The sequence below is a fragment of the Streptomyces sp. NPDC041122 genome (assembly GCF_055592445.1).
The window spans coordinates 230,122-248,035 of sequence record NZ_JBVIYQ010000007.1 but is presented as its reverse complement, the minus strand read 5'-3'; the positions used below and the strand labels follow the sequence as shown (position 1 = coordinate 248,035).

At 70.6% G+C, this 17,914-nt stretch carries 16 protein-coding genes; 7 read left to right on the top strand and 9 right to left on the bottom strand.

Features of this window, described 5'->3' with window-relative positions; all coding sequences use genetic code 11:
• Window positions 1-30: 30 nt before the first annotated feature.
• From ACZ6B8_RS25380 to ACZ6B8_RS25360, 5 genes are all read right to left on the bottom strand, one after another.
• Entirely contained in the window at window positions 31-846 is an 816-nt protein-coding gene (locus tag ACZ6B8_RS25380; RefSeq protein WP_471608747.1) for a metal ABC transporter solute-binding protein, Zn/Mn family, read from the bottom strand.
• Entirely contained in the window at window positions 804-1,673 is an 870-nt protein-coding gene (locus tag ACZ6B8_RS25375; protein WP_471608746.1) for a metal ABC transporter permease, read from the bottom strand. The genes ACZ6B8_RS25380 and ACZ6B8_RS25375 overlap by 43 nt, the downstream gene beginning before the upstream one ends.
• Window positions 1,670-2,305, bottom strand: coding sequence for an ATP-binding cassette domain-containing protein (locus ACZ6B8_RS25370; RefSeq protein WP_471071436.1), 636 nt, complete (start codon window positions 2,303-2,305; stop codon window positions 1,670-1,672). The genes ACZ6B8_RS25375 and ACZ6B8_RS25370 overlap by 4 nt, the downstream gene beginning before the upstream one ends.
• Window positions 2,306-2,424: 119 nt before the next feature.
• Complete coding sequence (locus ACZ6B8_RS25365) at window positions 2,425-5,178, bottom strand: discoidin domain-containing protein (RefSeq protein ID WP_471608745.1); 2,754 nt, start codon at window positions 5,176-5,178, stop codon at window positions 2,425-2,427.
• A 280-nt stretch (window positions 5,179-5,458) separates the two neighbouring features.
• Window positions 5,459-6,346, bottom strand: coding sequence for a DUF2382 domain-containing protein (locus ACZ6B8_RS25360; protein ID WP_471071442.1), 888 nt, complete (start codon window positions 6,344-6,346; stop codon window positions 5,459-5,461).
• 398 nt (window positions 6,347-6,744) lie between these two features.
• On the opposite strand from ACZ6B8_RS25360, the gene ACZ6B8_RS25355 reads away from it, so the two are divergent.
• Both ACZ6B8_RS25355 and ACZ6B8_RS25350 read left to right on the top strand, forming a co-directional pair.
• Window positions 6,745-7,710 (top strand): pirin family protein, encoded by a 966-nt coding sequence (locus tag ACZ6B8_RS25355; RefSeq protein WP_471608744.1) that lies wholly within the window; start codon window positions 6,745-6,747, stop codon window positions 7,708-7,710.
• A gap of 529 nt (window positions 7,711-8,239) precedes the next feature.
• On the top strand, window positions 8,240-8,704 hold the full coding sequence (locus ACZ6B8_RS25350; RefSeq protein ID WP_471608743.1) for a hypothetical protein: 465 nt from the start codon (window positions 8,240-8,242) through the stop codon (window positions 8,702-8,704).
• A 510-nt stretch (window positions 8,705-9,214) separates the two neighbouring features.
• On the opposite strand, the gene ACZ6B8_RS25345 is transcribed toward ACZ6B8_RS25350, so the two are convergent.
• Window positions 9,215-9,799 (bottom strand): CGNR zinc finger domain-containing protein, encoded by a 585-nt coding sequence (locus ACZ6B8_RS25345; protein WP_471608742.1) that lies wholly within the window; start codon window positions 9,797-9,799, stop codon window positions 9,215-9,217.
• 410 nt (window positions 9,800-10,209) lie between these two features.
• Here ACZ6B8_RS25345 and ACZ6B8_RS25340 point away from each other — a divergent pair, with 410 nt between their 5' ends.
• Window positions 10,210-11,331 (top strand): epoxide hydrolase family protein, encoded by a 1,122-nt coding sequence (locus ACZ6B8_RS25340; protein ID WP_471608741.1) that lies wholly within the window; start codon window positions 10,210-10,212, stop codon window positions 11,329-11,331.
• Between the two features lie 94 nt (window positions 11,332-11,425).
• Here the strand turns inward: ACZ6B8_RS25340 and ACZ6B8_RS25335 are convergent, their stop codons facing one another.
• Window positions 11,426-12,262: a lysozyme gene (locus ACZ6B8_RS25335; RefSeq protein WP_471608740.1), complete on the bottom strand. Its 837-nt coding sequence runs from the start codon at window positions 12,260-12,262 to the stop codon at window positions 11,426-11,428.
• 384 nt (window positions 12,263-12,646) lie between these two features.
• On the opposite strand from ACZ6B8_RS25335, the gene ACZ6B8_RS25330 reads away from it, so the two are divergent.
• The 3 genes from ACZ6B8_RS25330 to ACZ6B8_RS25320 all read left to right on the top strand — a co-directional run bounded on the left by ACZ6B8_RS25330 (window position 12,647) and on the right by ACZ6B8_RS25320 (window position 15,485).
• A complete protein-coding gene (locus ACZ6B8_RS25330; RefSeq protein ID WP_471608739.1) occupies window positions 12,647-13,885 on the top strand; it encodes a PP2C family protein-serine/threonine phosphatase in 1,239 nt (412 codons plus the stop codon).
• A gap of 141 nt (window positions 13,886-14,026) precedes the next feature.
• Window positions 14,027-14,656, top strand: a complete 630-nt coding sequence (thpR, locus tag ACZ6B8_RS25325) for an RNA 2',3'-cyclic phosphodiesterase (protein ID WP_471608738.1) — start codon at window positions 14,027-14,029, stop codon at window positions 14,654-14,656.
• Window positions 14,657-14,720: 64 nt separating this feature from the next.
• The gene (locus ACZ6B8_RS25320) at window positions 14,721-15,485 is read left to right on the top strand and encodes a ZIP family metal transporter (protein ID WP_471608737.1); all 765 of its coding nucleotides are present in this window, start codon (window positions 14,721-14,723) and stop codon (window positions 15,483-15,485) included.
• A gap of 90 nt (window positions 15,486-15,575) precedes the next feature.
• Here the strand turns inward: ACZ6B8_RS25320 and ACZ6B8_RS25315 are convergent, their stop codons facing one another.
• Window positions 15,576-16,067 (bottom strand): hypothetical protein, encoded by a 492-nt coding sequence (locus ACZ6B8_RS25315; RefSeq protein WP_471608736.1) that lies wholly within the window; start codon window positions 16,065-16,067, stop codon window positions 15,576-15,578.
• A gap of 99 nt (window positions 16,068-16,166) precedes the next feature.
• Here ACZ6B8_RS25315 and ACZ6B8_RS25310 point away from each other — a divergent pair, with 99 nt between their 5' ends.
• Window positions 16,167-16,784, top strand: coding sequence for a hypothetical protein (locus ACZ6B8_RS25310; RefSeq protein WP_471608735.1), 618 nt, complete (start codon window positions 16,167-16,169; stop codon window positions 16,782-16,784).
• 25 nt (window positions 16,785-16,809) lie between these two features.
• On the opposite strand, the gene ACZ6B8_RS25305 is transcribed toward ACZ6B8_RS25310, so the two are convergent.
• The gene (locus ACZ6B8_RS25305; protein WP_471608734.1) at window positions 16,810-17,889 is read right to left on the bottom strand and encodes a polyprenyl synthetase family protein; all 1,080 of its coding nucleotides are present in this window, start codon (window positions 17,887-17,889) and stop codon (window positions 16,810-16,812) included.
• Between the last annotated feature and the right edge of the window lie 25 nt (window positions 17,890-17,914).

The window sequence follows — 17,914 nt, the reverse complement described above, 5'->3', positions numbered from 1 at the left end:
GCCCCCGGCACCTGTCCAGCTCGACTCACCTCAGGTGGATGCGTTCATGGCCTTCTCCACCGCCGTCGCCGCGTTGCGGTACACCGCCAGCAAGTCCAGGTCCCGATCCGGGTAGTTGACGATGCCCACCTGGCGCGCCCCCGAGTCGGGCAGTACCTTGCCCGTCGACATGTGCACGTTGTCCATGACCAGGGCGGGCTTCTTCTTGGAGAGGTCGGCCAGCTGCTTCGCCGTCACCGCCTCGGGGCCGTACGTGCCGACGATCCGCGCTCCCGCCATCTTCGCCGACCACGCGGAGTAGACCTGGGCGACCGCGGTCGGCGCCTTGCCGTCCGGCCACGCCTTTTCGAGGTCCTTGCGGAGGGTGGCGTACTCGGCGTCGAAGGACTTGTTCCATTTCGCGGCGTCCTTCTCGGTGCCGAACAGCTTGCCCAGCCGGGTCACTTCGGCCTTTACCTTGGCCGGATCGTTGTCGAGCTTCTCCTCGACCAGTTCCGCGTCGGAGCCCGCCGCCTCCTTGATCTGCTCCGCGTACGGCTCGAAGGGGGCGTAGAGCACGAAGTCGGCCTTGGCGACCGCGGCCAGGTCGGAGGGTTTCGGGTCGTAGTCCGGGGCGTGCTGGGCCGAGGACGGGACGATGACCTCGACGTCCTTCGCGCCCGCCGCCTTGGCGAACGCGGCCTCCCAGGTGGTGGTGGCGACGACGACCGGTCCCCCGCCTCCGTCCTTGGACTTCGTGCCGTCCGAGGCGTCGCTGTCGCCACCGCAGGCGGTGGCCGTCAGGGTCAGGCCCGCCGTGAGGGTCAGTGTGAGGAGGGGAGTGATGCGGCCGCGGGTGCGCGCCATGAGGTGATGCTCCGTTCGGGTATGAGGTGGACGGCGAGGACAACCACGCCGGCCGTGAGGACGAGGACGGGCCCGGGCGGCAGGTCGAAGCGGAGCGCGACGAGGAACCCGGTGAGGTTCACGACGACGCCGATGCCGACCGCCCAGGCGGTGATGGAGGTCAGGGAGGCGCCGAGCCGCCGGGCCGCCAGTGCGGGCAGCAGCGTCAGGGCGTCGACGAGCAGCGCGCCCGTGAGCTTGATGGCTCCGGCGACCGCCACCGCGACCAGGACGAGGAGGACGAAGGTGAGCCCGTCGACCCGCACCCCGCTGGAGACGGCCAGTTCCCGGTCGTGCAGCAGCAGCGCGATGTCGCGCCGCCGCCACCAGAACAGGCCGGGTACGGCCACGGCGAGCGCGGCGAGCACCCACAGATCGGCGGCGGCCACCGAGAGGATGGACCCCCACAGCAGCGCGAACGCGCCGGCCGCGTTCACCCCCGAGACCGAGAGGACGAGCAGCGCGGCGGCGACGGCCAGGCTCATCACCAGACCCATCGCGCCGGAGAGCCCGTCCGGCGTGCGGGCCAGGGGCGCGACGCCCGCGCCGGCGAGCGCGCACGCCACCAGGGCGCACAGCATCGGATCGAGACCGGTCAGGAGGCCGATCGCGATCCCGAGGAGCGCGACGTGCATCATCGCGAACCGCACCGGCATGATGTCGAGCCCGACGATGACGACGCCGACCACCGGCAGGCCGACCGCGGCCAACAGCAGCGCGAATCCAGCTCGTTGGACGGGCACCAGCTGCAGCAGCTCCCCGACGTCGGCGGCGGCCAGGGTGGTCACCGGACCTCCCGCAGGCGTCCCGCGGCCATCTCCAGGACGCGGTCGCAGCGGTCCGCCAGCGCCCGGTCGTGGGTGACGACCACGACGGTCACCGGCAGCCCGAGCAGCACGTCGGCGGCCTCCTCCTGCCCGGCGAAGTCGAGCGCGGCGGTGGGCTCGTCGGCGAGCAGCACCCCGGCACCCGCCGCCACGCACCCGACAGCCCGCGCCAGATACATGCGCTGGAGCTGCCCGCCGGAGAGAGTGTGCAACGGCCGGCCGACGAGGGGGCCCACGCCCAGCTTCCGTGCCGCCTCGCCCGCCTCGGCGGGTGCGCCGCTGCTGCGCAGCAACTCGCCCGCCAGCAGCGGGAATCGGCCCGCCGCGGGCTTCTGCGGGATCCACGCACAGGCGCGGCGGCGCCAGGCCCACTCCGCCGCGTTCCCCGTGCCGCGCCCGCCGACGAGGATGCGGCCCGCGAACTGCCGGTGCAGACCGATGACCGCGCGCAGCAGCGTGGTCTTGCCCGACCCGTTGGTCCCGGTCATCGCCACTCGCTGGCCCCGCGCGACGTCGAGGTCGACGTCGCACACCGCCTCGACCCGGCCGTGCCGACAGACGACGTCACGCATCCGGACGTCCAGTCCCTCCATGCCACCTCCCTGTTCCCCTCAGCAGTCGGGGAGGAGGGGGCGCTGGTTCCCGGGATTCTCAGCTGGGTGGGCGGGACGGTGCGCCAGAACAACCGTCCCCTCGCGGGGCCGTCGTCGCGTCAGGTCACCTTCAGCTCCGCGATTCCCGGGTGCTTCTTCGCGTCCGCGTCACCCCGCACCGTCACCCGTACGAAGCGGGCCGGCCGGTCGTCACCTGCCTTCACGCGGTGCCAGTGCCGGCCGTCCAGGGAGAGTTCGACGGTGTGGGCGGCCGGCTTGGTGTCGGTCCAGGTCGGGGTGACCTTCCTGATGCGGGCGCGCTTGCCGAGGTCCGTCGTCAGATGGCCGGTGGGGCCGTCGGGGACCCATGCCGTGGCCGTGTTGCCGTCCACGGCCGCGCCCGCGTACATGCCGGGCTGCTCGGAGGAGGCCGTGGCGTCGGTGCACCGGGCGCTGTTCGTGGTGGGGGTGAGGTCGGGCCGGCGCGTCTTGAGGACGGCGGGCACCTCCTTGCTGACGATCTGCTCGCCCTGCGGCGTGTCGATCGTCATCGGCTCACCCGCGGTGAGTCGCACGGTGGTGCGGTGCGCGCCGAGCTCGATGTCGTACGTACGGCCCTGCCAGGTCAGCCCGCGCAGGGTGACGCCGCGGCCGAGCTGTGGCGGCAGCATCGGGTCGAGGTGAACGCGGTCCTCTCGCATCCGCAGGCCGGTCAGTCCGTTGGTGAAGACCTGGAGGAAGCCCCCCTTGCCCGTGAGGAAGTCGTGCGCGGGCGAGCCCGCCAGCGGGTCGTCGGCGCCGGCCTTGTCACCGCGCGCCTCCGAGAACTGCGCGAAGGGCCCGCGTACGAACGGTTTGATGGACCGTTCCAGATAGGTGTACGTGGAGCAGCCCTCCTCACCGATCCCGGCGGCGTCGATCGCGTGGACCGAGTCCGTCATGGCCGGGCCGTCCGGGTCGGTGCGCTGCGCGTAGTAGTCGAGGGTGCCGGCGGCGGCGCCCTCGGGCATCCGCCACTCCAGCGGGTACATCAGCAGGACCGTGTCGGCCTGCTTGATGGTGCTGCCGTCGTAGCCGTCGTACTGCTGGAAGACCTTGCGCCGCGCGTCGTACGGAATGCGGATGCGGTCGGCGATCGCCTTCCACTTCGCGGGCGCCTGTTCGCCCAGCAGCTCGGCGGCGCGGGTGGCGTGGCGCAGAGCGGTGACGGCGCCGGCGTTGGTGAACACCGCGTCGTCGACGCCGTTGCTGTATTCGTCGGGTCCTGCCGTGTCCTTGATCGAGTAGCTGCCGTCCTTGTTGCGGCTGACGCGATCCGCCCAGAACTCGGCGATCCCCTTCATCACCGGCCAGCCGCGCTCACGCAGCCATCGGTCGTCCTTGGTCGCGAGGTAGTACTGCCAGGTGGCGAGGGAGATGTCGGACTGCAGGTGGATCTGGGTGCGGCAGTGCGGCGGGTCGACGCTGTGGCACTCCTTCGCCAGGTCGCCCGAACTCCCGCTGTTCCAGGGGTAGAAGAGCCCGCTGTAGCCGAGCTCGCGGGCGTTCGCGCGGGCCCCGGCGCGCGTCCGGTAGCGGTAGTCGACGACGGTCTTGGCGAGTTCGGGGCGGGTGGCGAGCAGCCCGGGGTACATCCAGGTCTCGGCGTCCCAGAAGACGAGACCGGCGTAGTTGTCGCTGGTCAGCCCGGCCGGGGCGATGCTGTTGGCCGCGCCGGCGCGGGTGCTGGAGTACAGCCCGTACTGCGCGGACCGCACCCATGACCGCATGGCGCGCCGGCCGTGCACCTCGATGTCGCTGCGCCACAGCCTCGCCCAGGCGGTGGTGTGGGAGCGCAGGAGCTCCGCCCAGCCACGGCCGGCGGCACGCAGGGAGGTGGCGGTGGCGTCCCGGCGCGGCGAGCGGGAGGTGAGGGCGGTGTCGATGCCCACGTACTTCGTGAAGCCGTACGACCGCCCGCTGCGGACGGGCAGCTCAAGGGACTGATGTGTCGTCAGTTTGACTGCCGCGCCCGCTCGTTGCGACTTGACGGCGCGTGTTCCGCTGTCGGCGTGGAGCGTGGAGGCCACGGCACCGTCGACCTTCGTGCCGTCCGTGCGGAACGTGACGTCCATACTCGACGCGGCCGCCCGGCCGGGGTGATGCCCGGCGGTCCGGTCACCGCCGCCGGTCTGCCGAAGGCGCCGCGCGCCGCGACCGTCCAGCAGGTCCGTGACGGTCGCCCTGCCGCTCCAGTGCGGCGTCATGCTCATGCGTACGGCACCCGCGTGCGGGTGGGCGCGGTCGGCGAGCACCTCGTACACGAGGTCGGTGCGGCGGCCGTCGGCGGCCGTCCACGTCAGGGAGGTCCGCACGACGCCGCAGTGGAGGAAGAGTGTCTGCCGGTAGTGGGAGATGCGACCGGACGGTGTCGAAGAGTTGAAGGTATCGCCGTGTGCGCCGCCGATGCTGACGTCGAGCGCGGACCAGGTGGGCAGCGCGGCGGCGGCCTGACGGTCCTTCGCGGTCCGCTTGTTGTGCGCGTACAGGCCCGACACGAAGGAACCGTCGTAGCGGGGGGTGAACAGCGGCCAGCCCGTCTTGATCTTGCTGTCGGCGTAGCCGGCACCGTTGGGCGGTACGCGCTGACCCAAGTAGCCGTTGCCGACGAAGGCGTCATGGGTCTCGGTGGCGGACGGGCTGGTGGTGCCGAGCGTCCAGCCGTCGCCCTCGCGGCAGTTCGCATCCGTGGGGGTGGCGGCGGCCGGGCTCGCGGTGGCGATGTCCGGTGCCGCCTGCGAGGCTGCGGACGGCACCGGGGCGACGAGCGCCCCGGCAAGCAGGACCGCGGCCAGTCGGGCGGCACGCGGCCGTGCGCCGAGGGAGTACGTCATTGTTCTCCGTCACTCTGGTTCGCCTGTGAGGGTCCAGGGACCATAAATTTCCTGAACGATCCACGTCAATAGATGCGAGATATCGGTCAAGTCCCGAACGCATCCGCAGCAGCGCAGGCGGGATGAGCGCACCTCGGCAGGAGGAGAAGGAGAGAGGATGCCGGCACGGCAAAGGGAGGGAACACCCGTGTACGGGTGTTCCCTCCCTGCGCCTTCAGCTGCCCGTCAGAGGACGCTCACCGCGTCGACGGTCCGGGCGTCGGCCGCTCGGACGCCGGCGTCAGTGGCTCGGGCCCTGCTTCCGGTCGCGCCAGTTCTCGCCCTTCGTGTCACCGCGGCCACGCTCGCCCTTGGCGCGGTCGTACTCGATCTGCTCCTTGCGCACCTGGTCGGAGACCTCACGGGTCTCGGTGACCTTCTCGGTCTCCAGACGGACCCGCTCGACCGGCACCGCTTCCTTGCGGACGACCGGCTTCTCGGCGTGCAGGGTGACCTCGGCCTCTTCCTCGCCGATCCTGGCGCGCGTGCCCTCACCCTCGCGGATGGGCTCGCGGACGACGCGCACCTCCTCGTGCGAGACGGGCACGGACGTCGTCACGTCCTCGGTCACGACCACCTTGCGGAGCCGGGCCTTGCCGACGGTCTCCTCTTCGGTGCCGACGCGCAGCCGCTCCTCGGAGCGCACCATCTCGTCGCGCTTGCGGTCGCGGTCGTCGGCTCCGGCGCGCGTCGCGAACTCGCGTCCGGCACCCGCACCCGCGCCCGCTCCGGCACCGGCCATGTCACCGCGGCCGCGCCCCGTACCGGGCCGGATGCCGCCACCCATGCCACCGACGGCGTCAGCGGGCCGCTCGAGACCGTAGTGGCGGTAGAGCTCGTGCTCCTGCTCCGGCTCGAGGTGCTGGTCGGCGTCCACGCGCGGGGCGTCCTTGACGGCCTCCTTGGTGGTCGCGACGTGCAGCTGGTCCTCCTGGCGACGGGCGCCGGCGAGCGGGACGAAGCTCTGCTTCATCCCGAAGAGACCGGTCTTGACGGTCACCCACTCGGGACGACCGCTGCGGTCGTCGAGGTAGACCTGCTCGACGCTGCCGATCTTTTCGCCGGTCTGGTCATAGGCCGTCAGGCCCGCAAGCCCGTCGGGATTGGTGAAGGCCTCGCCCTGCGTCATGGGTGATCACTCCCTTGGAGCGCGCGACGGGCAGAATCGACTCTCGCCACGGACGACGCACGCCTCCCCTCCATCGCGCGCCCACCCGCTGCACTCCGCAACCAGGAGAATCACGGAGCGTGTGCGGATCGCCCGGCGAGGGGCGTTCTGCGGCACGATTACGGCGATCGGAGCGATCTGGTCCGCTCCCCCAGCCACTAGCCCATTCGAGTCACCCCGCCGAGTCGCGCCTCGACCGTGGTCGGGGCGAGAGCGGACGGACGGGACCGGAAGGTGGGCGGAGGAGACCGGAAGGCGGACGGACAGGACCGGAAGGTGGACGGACGGGACCGGAAAGGAAAGGGCGAGGGCCGGGGAAGGCTGCCGCCCGGCCCCGACCGCAGGCTAGGTTGAGCGCCATGAGCAACCTTGACCGTCAGGCGGTTCCCTCCCTGTGCGGCGGACGCGGATTCGTCGTCGCCGAACCCGTACGCGAACTGCTGAGCCCTCGCCGCGTACAGCTCGGCGCGTCGACCGAGGTCCGCCGGCTCCTCCCGAACCTCGGGCGCCGCATGATCGGGGCGTGGGCCTTCGTCGACCACTACGGTCCCGACGACATCGCCGACGAGCCGGGGATGCAGGTGCCGCCCCATCCGCACATGGGGCTGCAGACGGTCAGCTGGCTGCACGACGGCGAGGTGCTGCACCGCGACTCCACGGGCAGCCTGCAGACGATCCGGCCGCGCGAGCTCGGCCTCATGACGTCGGGCCGGGCGATCTCGCACTCCGAGGAGTCGCCGAAGTCGCACGCCCGGTTCCTGCACGGCGCCCAGCTGTGGGTGGCGTTGCCGGACGAACACCGGCACACGGAGCCGAAGTTCGAGCACCACGCCGACCTGCCGACGGTCACCGCCCCTGGTCTTGAGGCGACGGTGCTCCTCGGCTCCCTCGACGGCGCGGCGTCGCCCGGCTCCACGTACTCACCGATCGTCGGCGCCGACCTCGCCCTGACGGCGGGCACGGAGACCCGCCTGCCGCTCGTCCCGGACTTCGAGTACGGGGTCCTGTCGATGTCGGGCGAGGCGCACGTGGACGGTGTGCCCCTGCTGCCGGGGTCGATGCTCTACCTCGGCTGCGGACGCGACGAGTTGGCCTTGCGCGCCACGTCCGACGCGGGCCTCATGCTCCTCGGCGGCGAGCCGTTCGAGGAGGAACTGATCATGTGGTGGAACTTCATCGGCCGCACCCAGGAGGAGATCGAACAGGCCCGCGAGGACTGGGCGAAGGGGACACAATTCGGCGAGGTGAAGGGTTACGACGGGGCCCCGCTGCGTGCGCCGCAGCTTCCGGATCTGCCTCTGAAGCCGCGAGCACGGGTTCGCTGAACCCCGCGAACGCACTCCTGCGAGGAGCGTGCACGCCGGGAGGTGGCCTCGGCCTCCTCCCAGCCACGGGGAGCCATGCCGGTTGCCGTGCAACGGCTCACCGACCAGGACGACCAGGCGGGTGCCGGTCGATGACGACCTGGCGGAGCCGAAGGACAGCTGGATCTGGAGCAGGGGCAACGGGCCGATGCGACCGACGATCCGGTCCGCGACCGACTACGAGACACCGGAGAGCGAAGCCGGCTGTCACTCCGTCCTGCCCGAGCGGCGGGGAAAGTCGGCGCAGGCCGACCGGCTCCCTTTCGCCGAGGCGTACGGCTTCGCGGGAGCCCTCGGACGCGTCGATGACACGCGCGAACGGCCCTTTCGCGGGCCACCCTTCACCCTCCCAAATCGAACTGGTGCAGTAGAAATTCTCGTTCAGTCCGGCGGCGGTGATCGCGGGAGACTGCGACTCGTTCTGAGGGTTGTTAAACCCGCCGGTAAGCGGTCGAATGAGAGGGCACGGGGGATTCCCTCGGGAGGCGCGATGGACATCGTCCAACGACGACGAACGAAACCATTATCGGCGGCAGTCATCGGCGTACTACTGCTGGCTGGCCTAACCGCCTGCAGCAGCGATACGAACGACAGTGGGGCGAAGGCCAGCGCCGGTGAGACCGCCGACGGGAGGAAGACCAGCAGCGCGGCGCCTCCCGCCGGCAAGGGCACGAAACCGCCGATCCAAAATGGTGACTGGAGGCTGGACTCCATCACGCCCAGCGACGCGTTGGGCAACTTCGGCGGTCGCGCCCGGATCACGTACACCGGATTGAACAAGAGTGGCGGCACCAATGTGTTCACGATCACCATATTCAAGGGTGGTCGCGATATCGCGAGCCTCAACGGTTCGGCCAGCAAGGTTCTCCCTGATCACGCCGTTACGGCGGATCTGACCTCCAGCGACAAGTACGTTTCCGGGCCGTACAAGTTCGATTTCCAGAACGACCTGTAGGTGACACCCTCTGTCGATCGACAGGAAGGCAAGCACTGATCAATCGGTCAATTCCCGGAACTTTGCGGTGCGCTTGATGACCTGTTTGCACGCTTCATCCTCCAGGAACAGGATGAAATAGGCTCAACCCGCGCCGCAACTCCGCGAGTTGACGATCCGACCTGGCGCTGGCGCCGACCGCATGGCCAGACTGGTGATGTGTGCCTCCCCCGCGCGAGGAGGTGAGACGCGCTTGTTCGCCCGGACGCTGTCGTTCTGCATGCTGGATGGGTGAAGGACACCCCGTACTCATCGACCGACCGGGGCAGCCGAGGCCGTGCGTGTGTCACGGCTGAATGATTTGGGCGACAGTATTCCCTGCCAACGCCGTGACGGTCAGGAACACGACGTAGAGGGGGAGGACGGCGGAGACGTCAGCGAGTTGGTCGCCGAGCTTGGGGGACCTGAGTCCGTCGGTGGCGACCTCGGACGACACCCCGGAGCCGTCCTGACAGAGTCAGGCGCCGGCGCTCACCGCGGGCTGCGCCGACTCCGGTAGGCCGCGACGCTGGCCCGGTGGGCGCAGGTTCGGGTGCAGTACTGCTTCGAGCCGTTGCGCGAGAGGTCCACGAACGTGGCCCGGCAGGTCGGCCCGGCGCATACGCCGAGACGAGCGGGACCGAGCGTGGCGATGACGGAGGCCAGGGCGCTGAGCGTAGTCGCAGCAAGATGCGCCGAGCAGCGGTCGGCGTCGGAGGTCACCTCGGTCCACCAGCGGTCGTCCTCGTGGCGCAGCACGGGGGTGGCGCGGCTGCGACGCAGACCGTCGTTGAGCAGAGCCGCGGCCTCGACCGCGTCCGTGTCCGCCCGTTCGAGCACCGCACGCACCGTCTCGCGCACCGCGCGGACTTCCGCCAGGTCGGCACGGGTGAGATGCCGCGGACCGGCTCCTTGGTCCGCGGCCGACCCCGGAGGCACGACCTCGGGATGGCCGTCAAGGAACTCCCGGAGCTGCTCCACGGTTTCGAGCTCGTCCTCCCCCTTGACCGGCATCAAGGTGTTGGCCAGGTCGACGGCTGCCTGGACCCCCGAGGGGCTGTGATACGCATCCCGCACTTGACGTGTCTCCTCTTCGCTCCTTAACGTGACACTCAAAGGAGCTTTAGCATGTCACAACATGCCCGGCAGGGGACAACGCGGCACACGATCCCGTCTGGGAAGGACTCGACGTCGGAGCGAACCGACGCCCCGGACGGGCGTCGGCTGGGGCTGACGCTGGGGATGCTGGTGCTGCCGATGTACGTGGCACTGGGAGCGCCGTCGGTGGCCCTGCCGGCCATCGGCCACGCACTCGCGGTGCCGTTCGGGGCCACCGCATGGATTCTCGCCGCGTGGTCGCTGACCTCCGCGCTCGCGATGCCGGTCGCGGCGCGCGGGAGCCCGCGCCGACGGCCCACCAGCATCCGATCCGCTGACGCCTCGACCAGCAAACTCGACCAGCAACTCGACCAGCAAGGAGCCTTGCCATGTCCGCCGAGCCATTCGAGGTCAGCATCGCCGAAGCCGAGATCGCGGACCTGCGTGAACGACTGCGACGGACACGGTGGCCCGAGCGCGAGCCGGTGGACGACTGGTCACAGGGGCTGCCGCTGGCGTACGCGCAGGAGCTCTGCCGCAGTTGGGCCGAGGACTACGACTTCGGGTTCGCCGAGCGGCTGAACGTGTTCCCGCAGTACCGCGACACGATCGACGGGCTGGGCATCCACTTCCTGCACGTCCGCTCGCCGGAGCCGGACGCGTTCCCGCTCGTGCTCACGCACGGGTGGCCGGGGTCGGTGCTCGAGTTCCTGGAGGTCCTCGGCCCGCTCACCGACCCGCGGGCGCACGGCGGTGACCCGGCGGACGCGTTCCACGTGGTCGCGCCGTCGTTGCCCGGGTACGGCTGGAGCGACAAACCGTCGACGACCGGGTGGGGCCTCACGCGCACCGCGCGGGCCTGGGACACGTTGATGGTCTCGCTGGGTTACGAACGGTACGGCGCGCAGGGCGGTGACTGGGGTTCGGCGTTCTCCGGGGCGCTGGGCGAGGTGGCGCCCGAGCGGGTCGCGGGCGTGCACCTGAACCTGGGATCCGTGGCGGCGGGCACGTTCGACGACCCGACGCCCGCGGAGCTGGCGAATCTCGAGGCCGAGCAGGAGATGCGGCGCACCGGCCGGGGGTACTCGGCGATCCAGGCGACCCGGCCGCAGACGCTCGGCTACGGCCTCACCGACTCCCCTGCGGGGCAGGCCGCCTGGATCGCCGAGAAGTTCTGGGCGTGGACGGACAACGACGGCCATCCCGAGGACGCGCTGTCGCGGCGGACGATCCTCGACGAGATCTCGGTGTACTGGTTCACCGCGTCGGCCACGTCGTCGGCTCGCCTGTACTGGGAGAGCTTCGCAGGCTTCCGGGACAAGGTGACCGCGCCATCGGGCCTGTCCGTCTACCCGCGCGACATAACCCGCCCGTCGAGGCGGGAGGCCGAGCTGCGGTTCACCGATCTGCGCTGGTTCGAGGAGCTGCCGCGTGGTGGCCATTTCGCCGCGCTGGAGCAGCCGGCGTCGCTGGTCGATCAGGTGCGCGGGTTCTTCCGCCTGTTCCGCTGACTGTCCGCGCCACCCCCTGGGAAGCCCGCGCCCAGGGGGTCGTCCTGTGCACCGAGGACCCGGCGGGGCACGGCCGACGCCGTTCGGACGCCGGTCAGCCCTTGGCGAGGGCCTTCACGCGGGTGAGACTCCCGTTGAACCGGTCGTGGTCGCCGACGATCTTCCCCTTGGAGGTGTACTGCCACACCGTCTGGTACTTCCAGCCCCCGGGCAGGGCTCCGACGGAGGAACCGTAGTGCGGCACCCACAGCGGATGGGTCTTCCTGAACCCCGAGTAGTTCCCCGTGCAGCTCCGCCACCAGTTGGTGGAGGTGTACAGGACGACGTTCCGGCCGGTCTTGGCCTTGTAGGTCCTGAAGAAGTCCCTCACCCAATTGACCATTCCCTGGCGGCTCAGGCCGTAGCAGGTGGCGCCGTAGGGGTTGTACTCCATGTCCAGAGCGCCGGGGAGGGTCTTGCCGTCCTTGGACCAGCCACCGCCGTGCGCGAGGAAATACCGGGCCTGGGTGGCGCCGCTCGAGGTGTTGGGGGTGGCGAAGTGGTACGCGCCCCTGATGATGCCCGCTTTGTATGACCCGTTGTACTGCTGGGCGAAGAAGGGGTTCTTGTAGCTCTTGGACTCCGTCGCCTTGATGTAGGCGAACCTCACGCCGGACTTCCGCAGCGAGGACCACGGGACGTTGCCCTGATGACTGCTGACGTCCACCCCTTCGGTCCCCCGGGAGGCGGCGAGTGCGGCGCCACTCTTGCTCGCCCCCTCGTGCCTGAGGATCTGGGAGCCGGCGAAGTCATCCTCGGGGCGCGAGGGCTCTGGTGTGCCGGGGGCGGCACCTGCCGGACCGGACAGGACAAGAGCGAGAGCGGGAATACCCGCGCCCAGAACGGACACGAGGGTCGAGACCCGGCGACGTGCGGAGAGGGGCACAGACATGGGACGCCTCCTATGACGGTCGACATCAACCTGCACGGGAGCCGGGGCAACACCCCGTCAGGCGCGCGGAGAGCGCTGCTTATATCACCTGATACGCCGTACGTTCAGCGGACGATCGCCGGCCTGTCCAAGCTCCCGACACGGTGGCCGGGGCAGCCGGCAAGGACGCGGGTCCCTGCCCGACGGGCATACCGGTACTGGGGCTCTGTGGTGCAATATCATCTGGCCGGCAGCGGCACCGTCCCAGCGCCCACCGCGGGAACGCGCCCCCAAGGCCGCGAACAGCGAGGAGACAGTGTGACCGGGTACGGGCCTCAGGCGGGCGGTGAACCACCCACTCGTACCTACGGGAACGGGGCCGCGAACGGAGATGGCCGGAGTGCCATGACGTTGGCGGAGGCGCTGACGGCAGCGGAGGCCGCGGCGCCCGTGGAATCACTCGACGTGGTCGCGCACATACTCCAAGACCGCCTCGGGGCCGCGTCGGTGTCGTTCCTCATCACCGATTTCACCGGTGCCTCGGTCGTCCGGCTGGGCGTCGCGGGGAGCGTCGAGACCGGTGAGCCCGCCCGCCGCATCAGTCTGCGGGGCACCCTGTACGACGACGTGATCCGCACCCAGCGGCCCTGCATGGAGGACAGAGGCGAGGGCGGGCTGGTGCGGATCGTCGCGCCGGTGACCAACCGTGGGGACGCCATCGGGCTCCTCGAACTCTTCCTGCCCGCGGCGCCGGACAAGGAGGTCATGCGGGAGATCGGCGAGACCGCGCACGCCTTGGCCTACATCGTCATCGCGAACCGGTCCTACACCGACGTGTACCAGTGGGGTCGCCGTACCTCGCCGCTGAGTCTGGCCGCGGAGATCCAGCACCGGCTGCTTCCGGCTTCGCTGGCGTGCGAGGCGGCGCAGTTCGCGGTGGCGGGCGCACTGGAACCCGCCGATCACGTCGGGGGCGACACCTTCGACTACGTGGTCGACCGGGACACCGTGCAGCTCTCCGTCACCGATGCCATGGGGCACGAGGTCGACGCCGCGCTGCTGGCCACTCTCCTGGTGGGTGCCCTGCGCCGGGCCCGACGGGCCGGTGCCGACCTCGCCGAGCAGGCCCGCCAGGCCGACCAGGCCATGCGCGAGCACGGCCGCCAGAGCTACGTCACCGGTCAGCTGCTGCGCATCAGCCTCGTCGACGGCAGCAGCGAGTTCATCAACGCGGGGCACCCCTGGCCGCTGCGCATGCGGGACGGCAGGGTGGAGGAGATCACTCCGGAGGTCGACATGCCGTTCGGCTTCGAGATCCCCCACACCTACCGGGTCCAGTCGCTGGACCTGCGAGCGGGCGACCGGTTGGTGATGCTCACCGACGGCATGCTGGAGCGCAACGCCGACCGCCTCGATCTGCCGGATCTGATCGTGCGCACGCGCGCGCTGCATCCCCGCGAGGCCGCCCGCACCCTGATTGCCGCGATCGTCGACGCCAACCACGGCCACCTGCAGGACGACGCGACCGTCATGTGCCTGGACTGGCACGGCGTCGGCCACTCCCGGCGCGACGCCGACACCGGCGCCGACCTCGCCGACGCCTCCGCCCCGTCGCGAGCGGAAGCCTCCGCTCCTGGGCGGTGACTCGACGACCGCCCCACCACTCCGCCAGGCGGTGTCGTCAAAGCCTCGGGGCACGGCCGGCTGCCCAGGGCGCGCAGCGTAGGACCGCTCCGTGGGCAGCCGGGCTTCGGCCCGACGGACGCATGAGGTAAGAAGACATCCGTGACCGAACCGCCCCCGACCGCCACCCAGCACGCGTTCGTCGCCCTCGCGCCGCCCGACGGCGCGAAGAACGAGCTGGCGCACGCACTGAGCCCGGCCTATGCCGCCTATCCCGACCTGCGCTGGAACCGCATCGAGGACTGGCACATCACCCTGGCCTTCCTGGGCGAGCTGCCGGTGCAGACCGTCCAGCAGCTTCGTTCGCCCCTCGCCGAGCTGGCGGCCGCCCGTCCCTCTCTCGAACTGGCGCTGCACGGTGGCGGGCACTTCGACGAGCGAGTGCTGTGGAGCGGCATCGAGGGTGATCTCGAAGGGCTGCACGAGCTGGCCGAAGCGGTACGGGCGCGGATCAGGGACAGCGGCGTCGCCTTCGCCGAACGTACGCTGCGCCCCCACCTCACGCTGGCCCGCGCCCGCCGCTACGACACCGCGTCCGTCACGGCGGCGGCAACCTGCCTCGACGGCTTCACCGGACGCCCCTGGCGGACCGAACGCCTCCACCTGGTCGGCAGCACGACAGTCGGCCATCCAGGTCCCCGGCAGTATCAGGACATCGACGCCTGGACGCTGATCACCGGCCACCGGCCCGAAGCATCCCGATCCGCAACCGCCACGGACTCCTGTGCTTGAGCACTGACGCGATCACCGACCGCGCGAGCGTGATCCTTCCGCCCTGCGGGGTACATGACCGCGCATGGCAGATGTCGTACTGGCCGGACTCTGGGGGCTCGTCGCAGGCTCCGCGCTGCTGCTCGGGGCGGGGGTGGGGTACTTACTGCGGGTGCCGCAGAAGGTGATCGCGACGATCATGGCCTTCGGGGCCGGGGTGTTGATCTCGGCAGTCTCCTTCGAGCTGATCGATGAGGCGTACCAGCAGGCGGGGCTCGCCCCCACGGTCATCGGCACACTCGTCGGGGCCGCGGCCTACACCGCCGGGAACGTGTGGCTGGCGAGGCGAGGCGCCCGGCACCGTAAGCGCTCCGGCCACCACCGAACCCAACAGCAGCCGACGGAGGCTCAACAGGCCGGCTCCGGAACAGCCTTGGCGTTCGGGGCGCTGCTGGACGGAGTGCCCGAATCCGCCGTGATCGGGGTCAGCCTGCTCGACGGTGGCGCGGTCAGCCTGGTGACGGTGGCGGCGGTGTTCCTCAGCAACGTCCCGGAAGGCCTGTCGAGTGCGGCAGGCATGCGGCGCGCCGGGCGCAGCCGGGCGTACACCCTGGGCGTGTGGGGAGCCATCGCCGCTGCCTGCACCGTTTCAGCGGTGCTCGGGTACGCCGTGGTCGGAGGCTTCTCCCCCTCCGTGATCGCCGCGGTGACCGCGGTGGCCGCCGGGGCGATCCTCGCCATGATCGCCGACACCATGATTCCCGAGGCCTTCGAGGACGCCCACCTGGCCATCGGGCTCATCACGGTCGCCGGTTTCCTGGTCTCCTTCGCGCTCTCGCACGCGGCCTGACGGTTCCCCCTCAGCGGTGGTGCCGTGGTCAGCGATGGTGCCGTGGCCGCTCGTCGAGCCGGAGGACGTTCCCGTCCGACAGGTCGGGCCTCACTCCGCCCGGGAGGAGGCCAGGGTGGAAGATGACCCCGCGCTCGCGGCGGTCTGCAGGTGGGCACACGTCCGCTTGGTGCTCACGGAGGGCAGGCGCATACGACGGAACAGATCGCGCGTCATGCGCCGGGTCAGGCTGCTGCGCCAGTCGACATCCGGGTAGCAGGCGCGCAGGTGGGACAGGGCGCGCGTGCCCAGGCCGCTGTCGTGCAGGGAGGACTCGACGTAGACCTCGGTCACCAGCCCGCTGCTGCACTGGTCGCACAGCTCGTAGGTGAGCCGGCCGACCACTCGACGCGTGTACACCAGAAGCAGGCTGTGCTCACGGGCGGAAGGCACATCGGAATGCAGGATCTCCACGTCGCGGTAGGCGAGGAGCCGTCGACGCAGGCGGCCACGACGACGGTTCGACCGCGCGTGCCGGGGTGTGGTGCCACGCTGGATGGCGCGTACGAGCAGTCCCGTCGTCTTTGCATGTGTATGGGCCATACGAAGACGGCTACCCCTGGTCCATGACCCGAATCGTGCGCGCGGCGAGGTTATGCCCGACGAGCGGGCCGCAGGACCGGGTCCCGTTACTCTGCCCGCGTGAACGAAGTGGAGCGGGTGCAGGGCCTCGCCGACTGGCGGGTGCTCGTCGTCGGGGGCGCGTCGGGCATGGGGAAGACCGGAGTCTGCCGCGCGCTGGCACGGCGGTACGACGTGCCCGTCGTGGAGGCCGACGACATCGTCGAGGCCCTCCTCGCGGTGACACGGCCCGAGCACCTGCCCGAGGTGCACTTCTGGCGCACTCACCCGGAGGCCGCCCATCGCGCGCCGGAGTCGGTGGTCGAGCGGCAGATCGCGATCGCCCGGGCGCTGGAGCCCGCGATCGAGGCGGTGGTGGCCAACCACGTCGGCACCGGCACACCCATCATTCTGGAAGGTGACTACGTACTGCCCGGGACGGCGACGCCCGGGGGCCCGGTCCGCGCGGTCTTCCTCCACGAGGACGACGAGGCGCAGGTGACGGCCAACTATCTGCGCCGGGAGCCGGCGGCCAGCCCGCAGAGCCACCGCGCACGTGTCAGCGTGCTGTACGGCCGGTGGCTCGCCGCGCAGGCACACGCGGCGGGCGTGCCGGTCGTCGCTCCGCGCCCGTGGGAGGACTTGGCCGACCGGGTCGCCGAGGCGGTGGCGGGTGCGGAGTGCCGCCGCTCTTGGTGACGACCCCTCACGCTTTTACGGAGGACTACCGGGTCCTCTTCGCGTTCCACGAGGGCAGCTGCTCGAAGAAGCCCACGGCCTCGGGGCGCCAGCGCCGACGCCAGGACGACGCTTCGGCGGAGGCGGCTTCCGCGTACCGGTCGATGGACGACTGCAGACGGCTGTGCACGCCGCACCGGTAGGCGATGTCGCGGATACGGTCGATGGTCTGCGGTGTGCACGCGGGGCTCCCGAGTGCGGCCTTGACGGTGCTGTGGTCGTCCGCATCGGTGGCGGCGAGCAGGTCACGGACCAGGTAGGTGAGGCGGCCTGCCCGCAGATCCGCGCCGCTGGGCTTGCCGGTGACGTCCGGGTCGCCGAAGAGGTCGAGGTAGTCGTCACGCATCTGGCCGCTGATGCCGGCCGGCACGGCGTAGCGGCGCAGGCTCTCCTCGTGTCCGGCCAGGTCCTCGCCCGCGGCCAGCAGGCCCAGGCGCAGGGGGGCGAGGATGGAGTACCGGGAGGTCTTGTACTCGCACACGGTCTCCAGCAGTTCCTCGTCCACCGATGGGGCGACGTCGCGTTCGAGGTCGAGGATCTGGCCGATGACGGTGTCGGTCGTCACGCCGAGCTGGACGTCGAGCAAGGCCCGCTTGCGCTCGGCGGGCAGGTCCGCCCGGTGCAGAACGCGCAGCGCAAGGAAGCCGGCGAGATCGCCCGCCATCATGGCCAGCCCCATCGCCGTCTGCGGGTTGTCGGGGTGGTCCGCGCGGCACGCGTAGTACGTCGAGGGGCCACCGCGGCGCGTGGGTGAGTCGTCCATGATGTCGTCGAGGATGAGCGCGTGACTGTGCAGCAGCTCGAGACTGAGCGCGGCCTCCAGCAGTCCCGGCGCTTCCCCCTCCGTGACGAGGCGTGCCGCCTCGTACATCAGGACGACCCGGATCCGCTTCCCGCCGCGCAACGACAACTCCGCCAGCAGTTCCAGGCACCGGGGCGTGAAGCGGCCCAGCCTCGCACCGTTGAGGTCCTCGGCGAGGTCGGCGAAGTACTTCTCGAACGACGCGTCGAAGCGCTGCTGGTGACCGGCGGCACGTTCCAGGGCGTTCTGGGCACTGCTGTTCATCTGCGTTCCGACCGGCCTTCCCGTG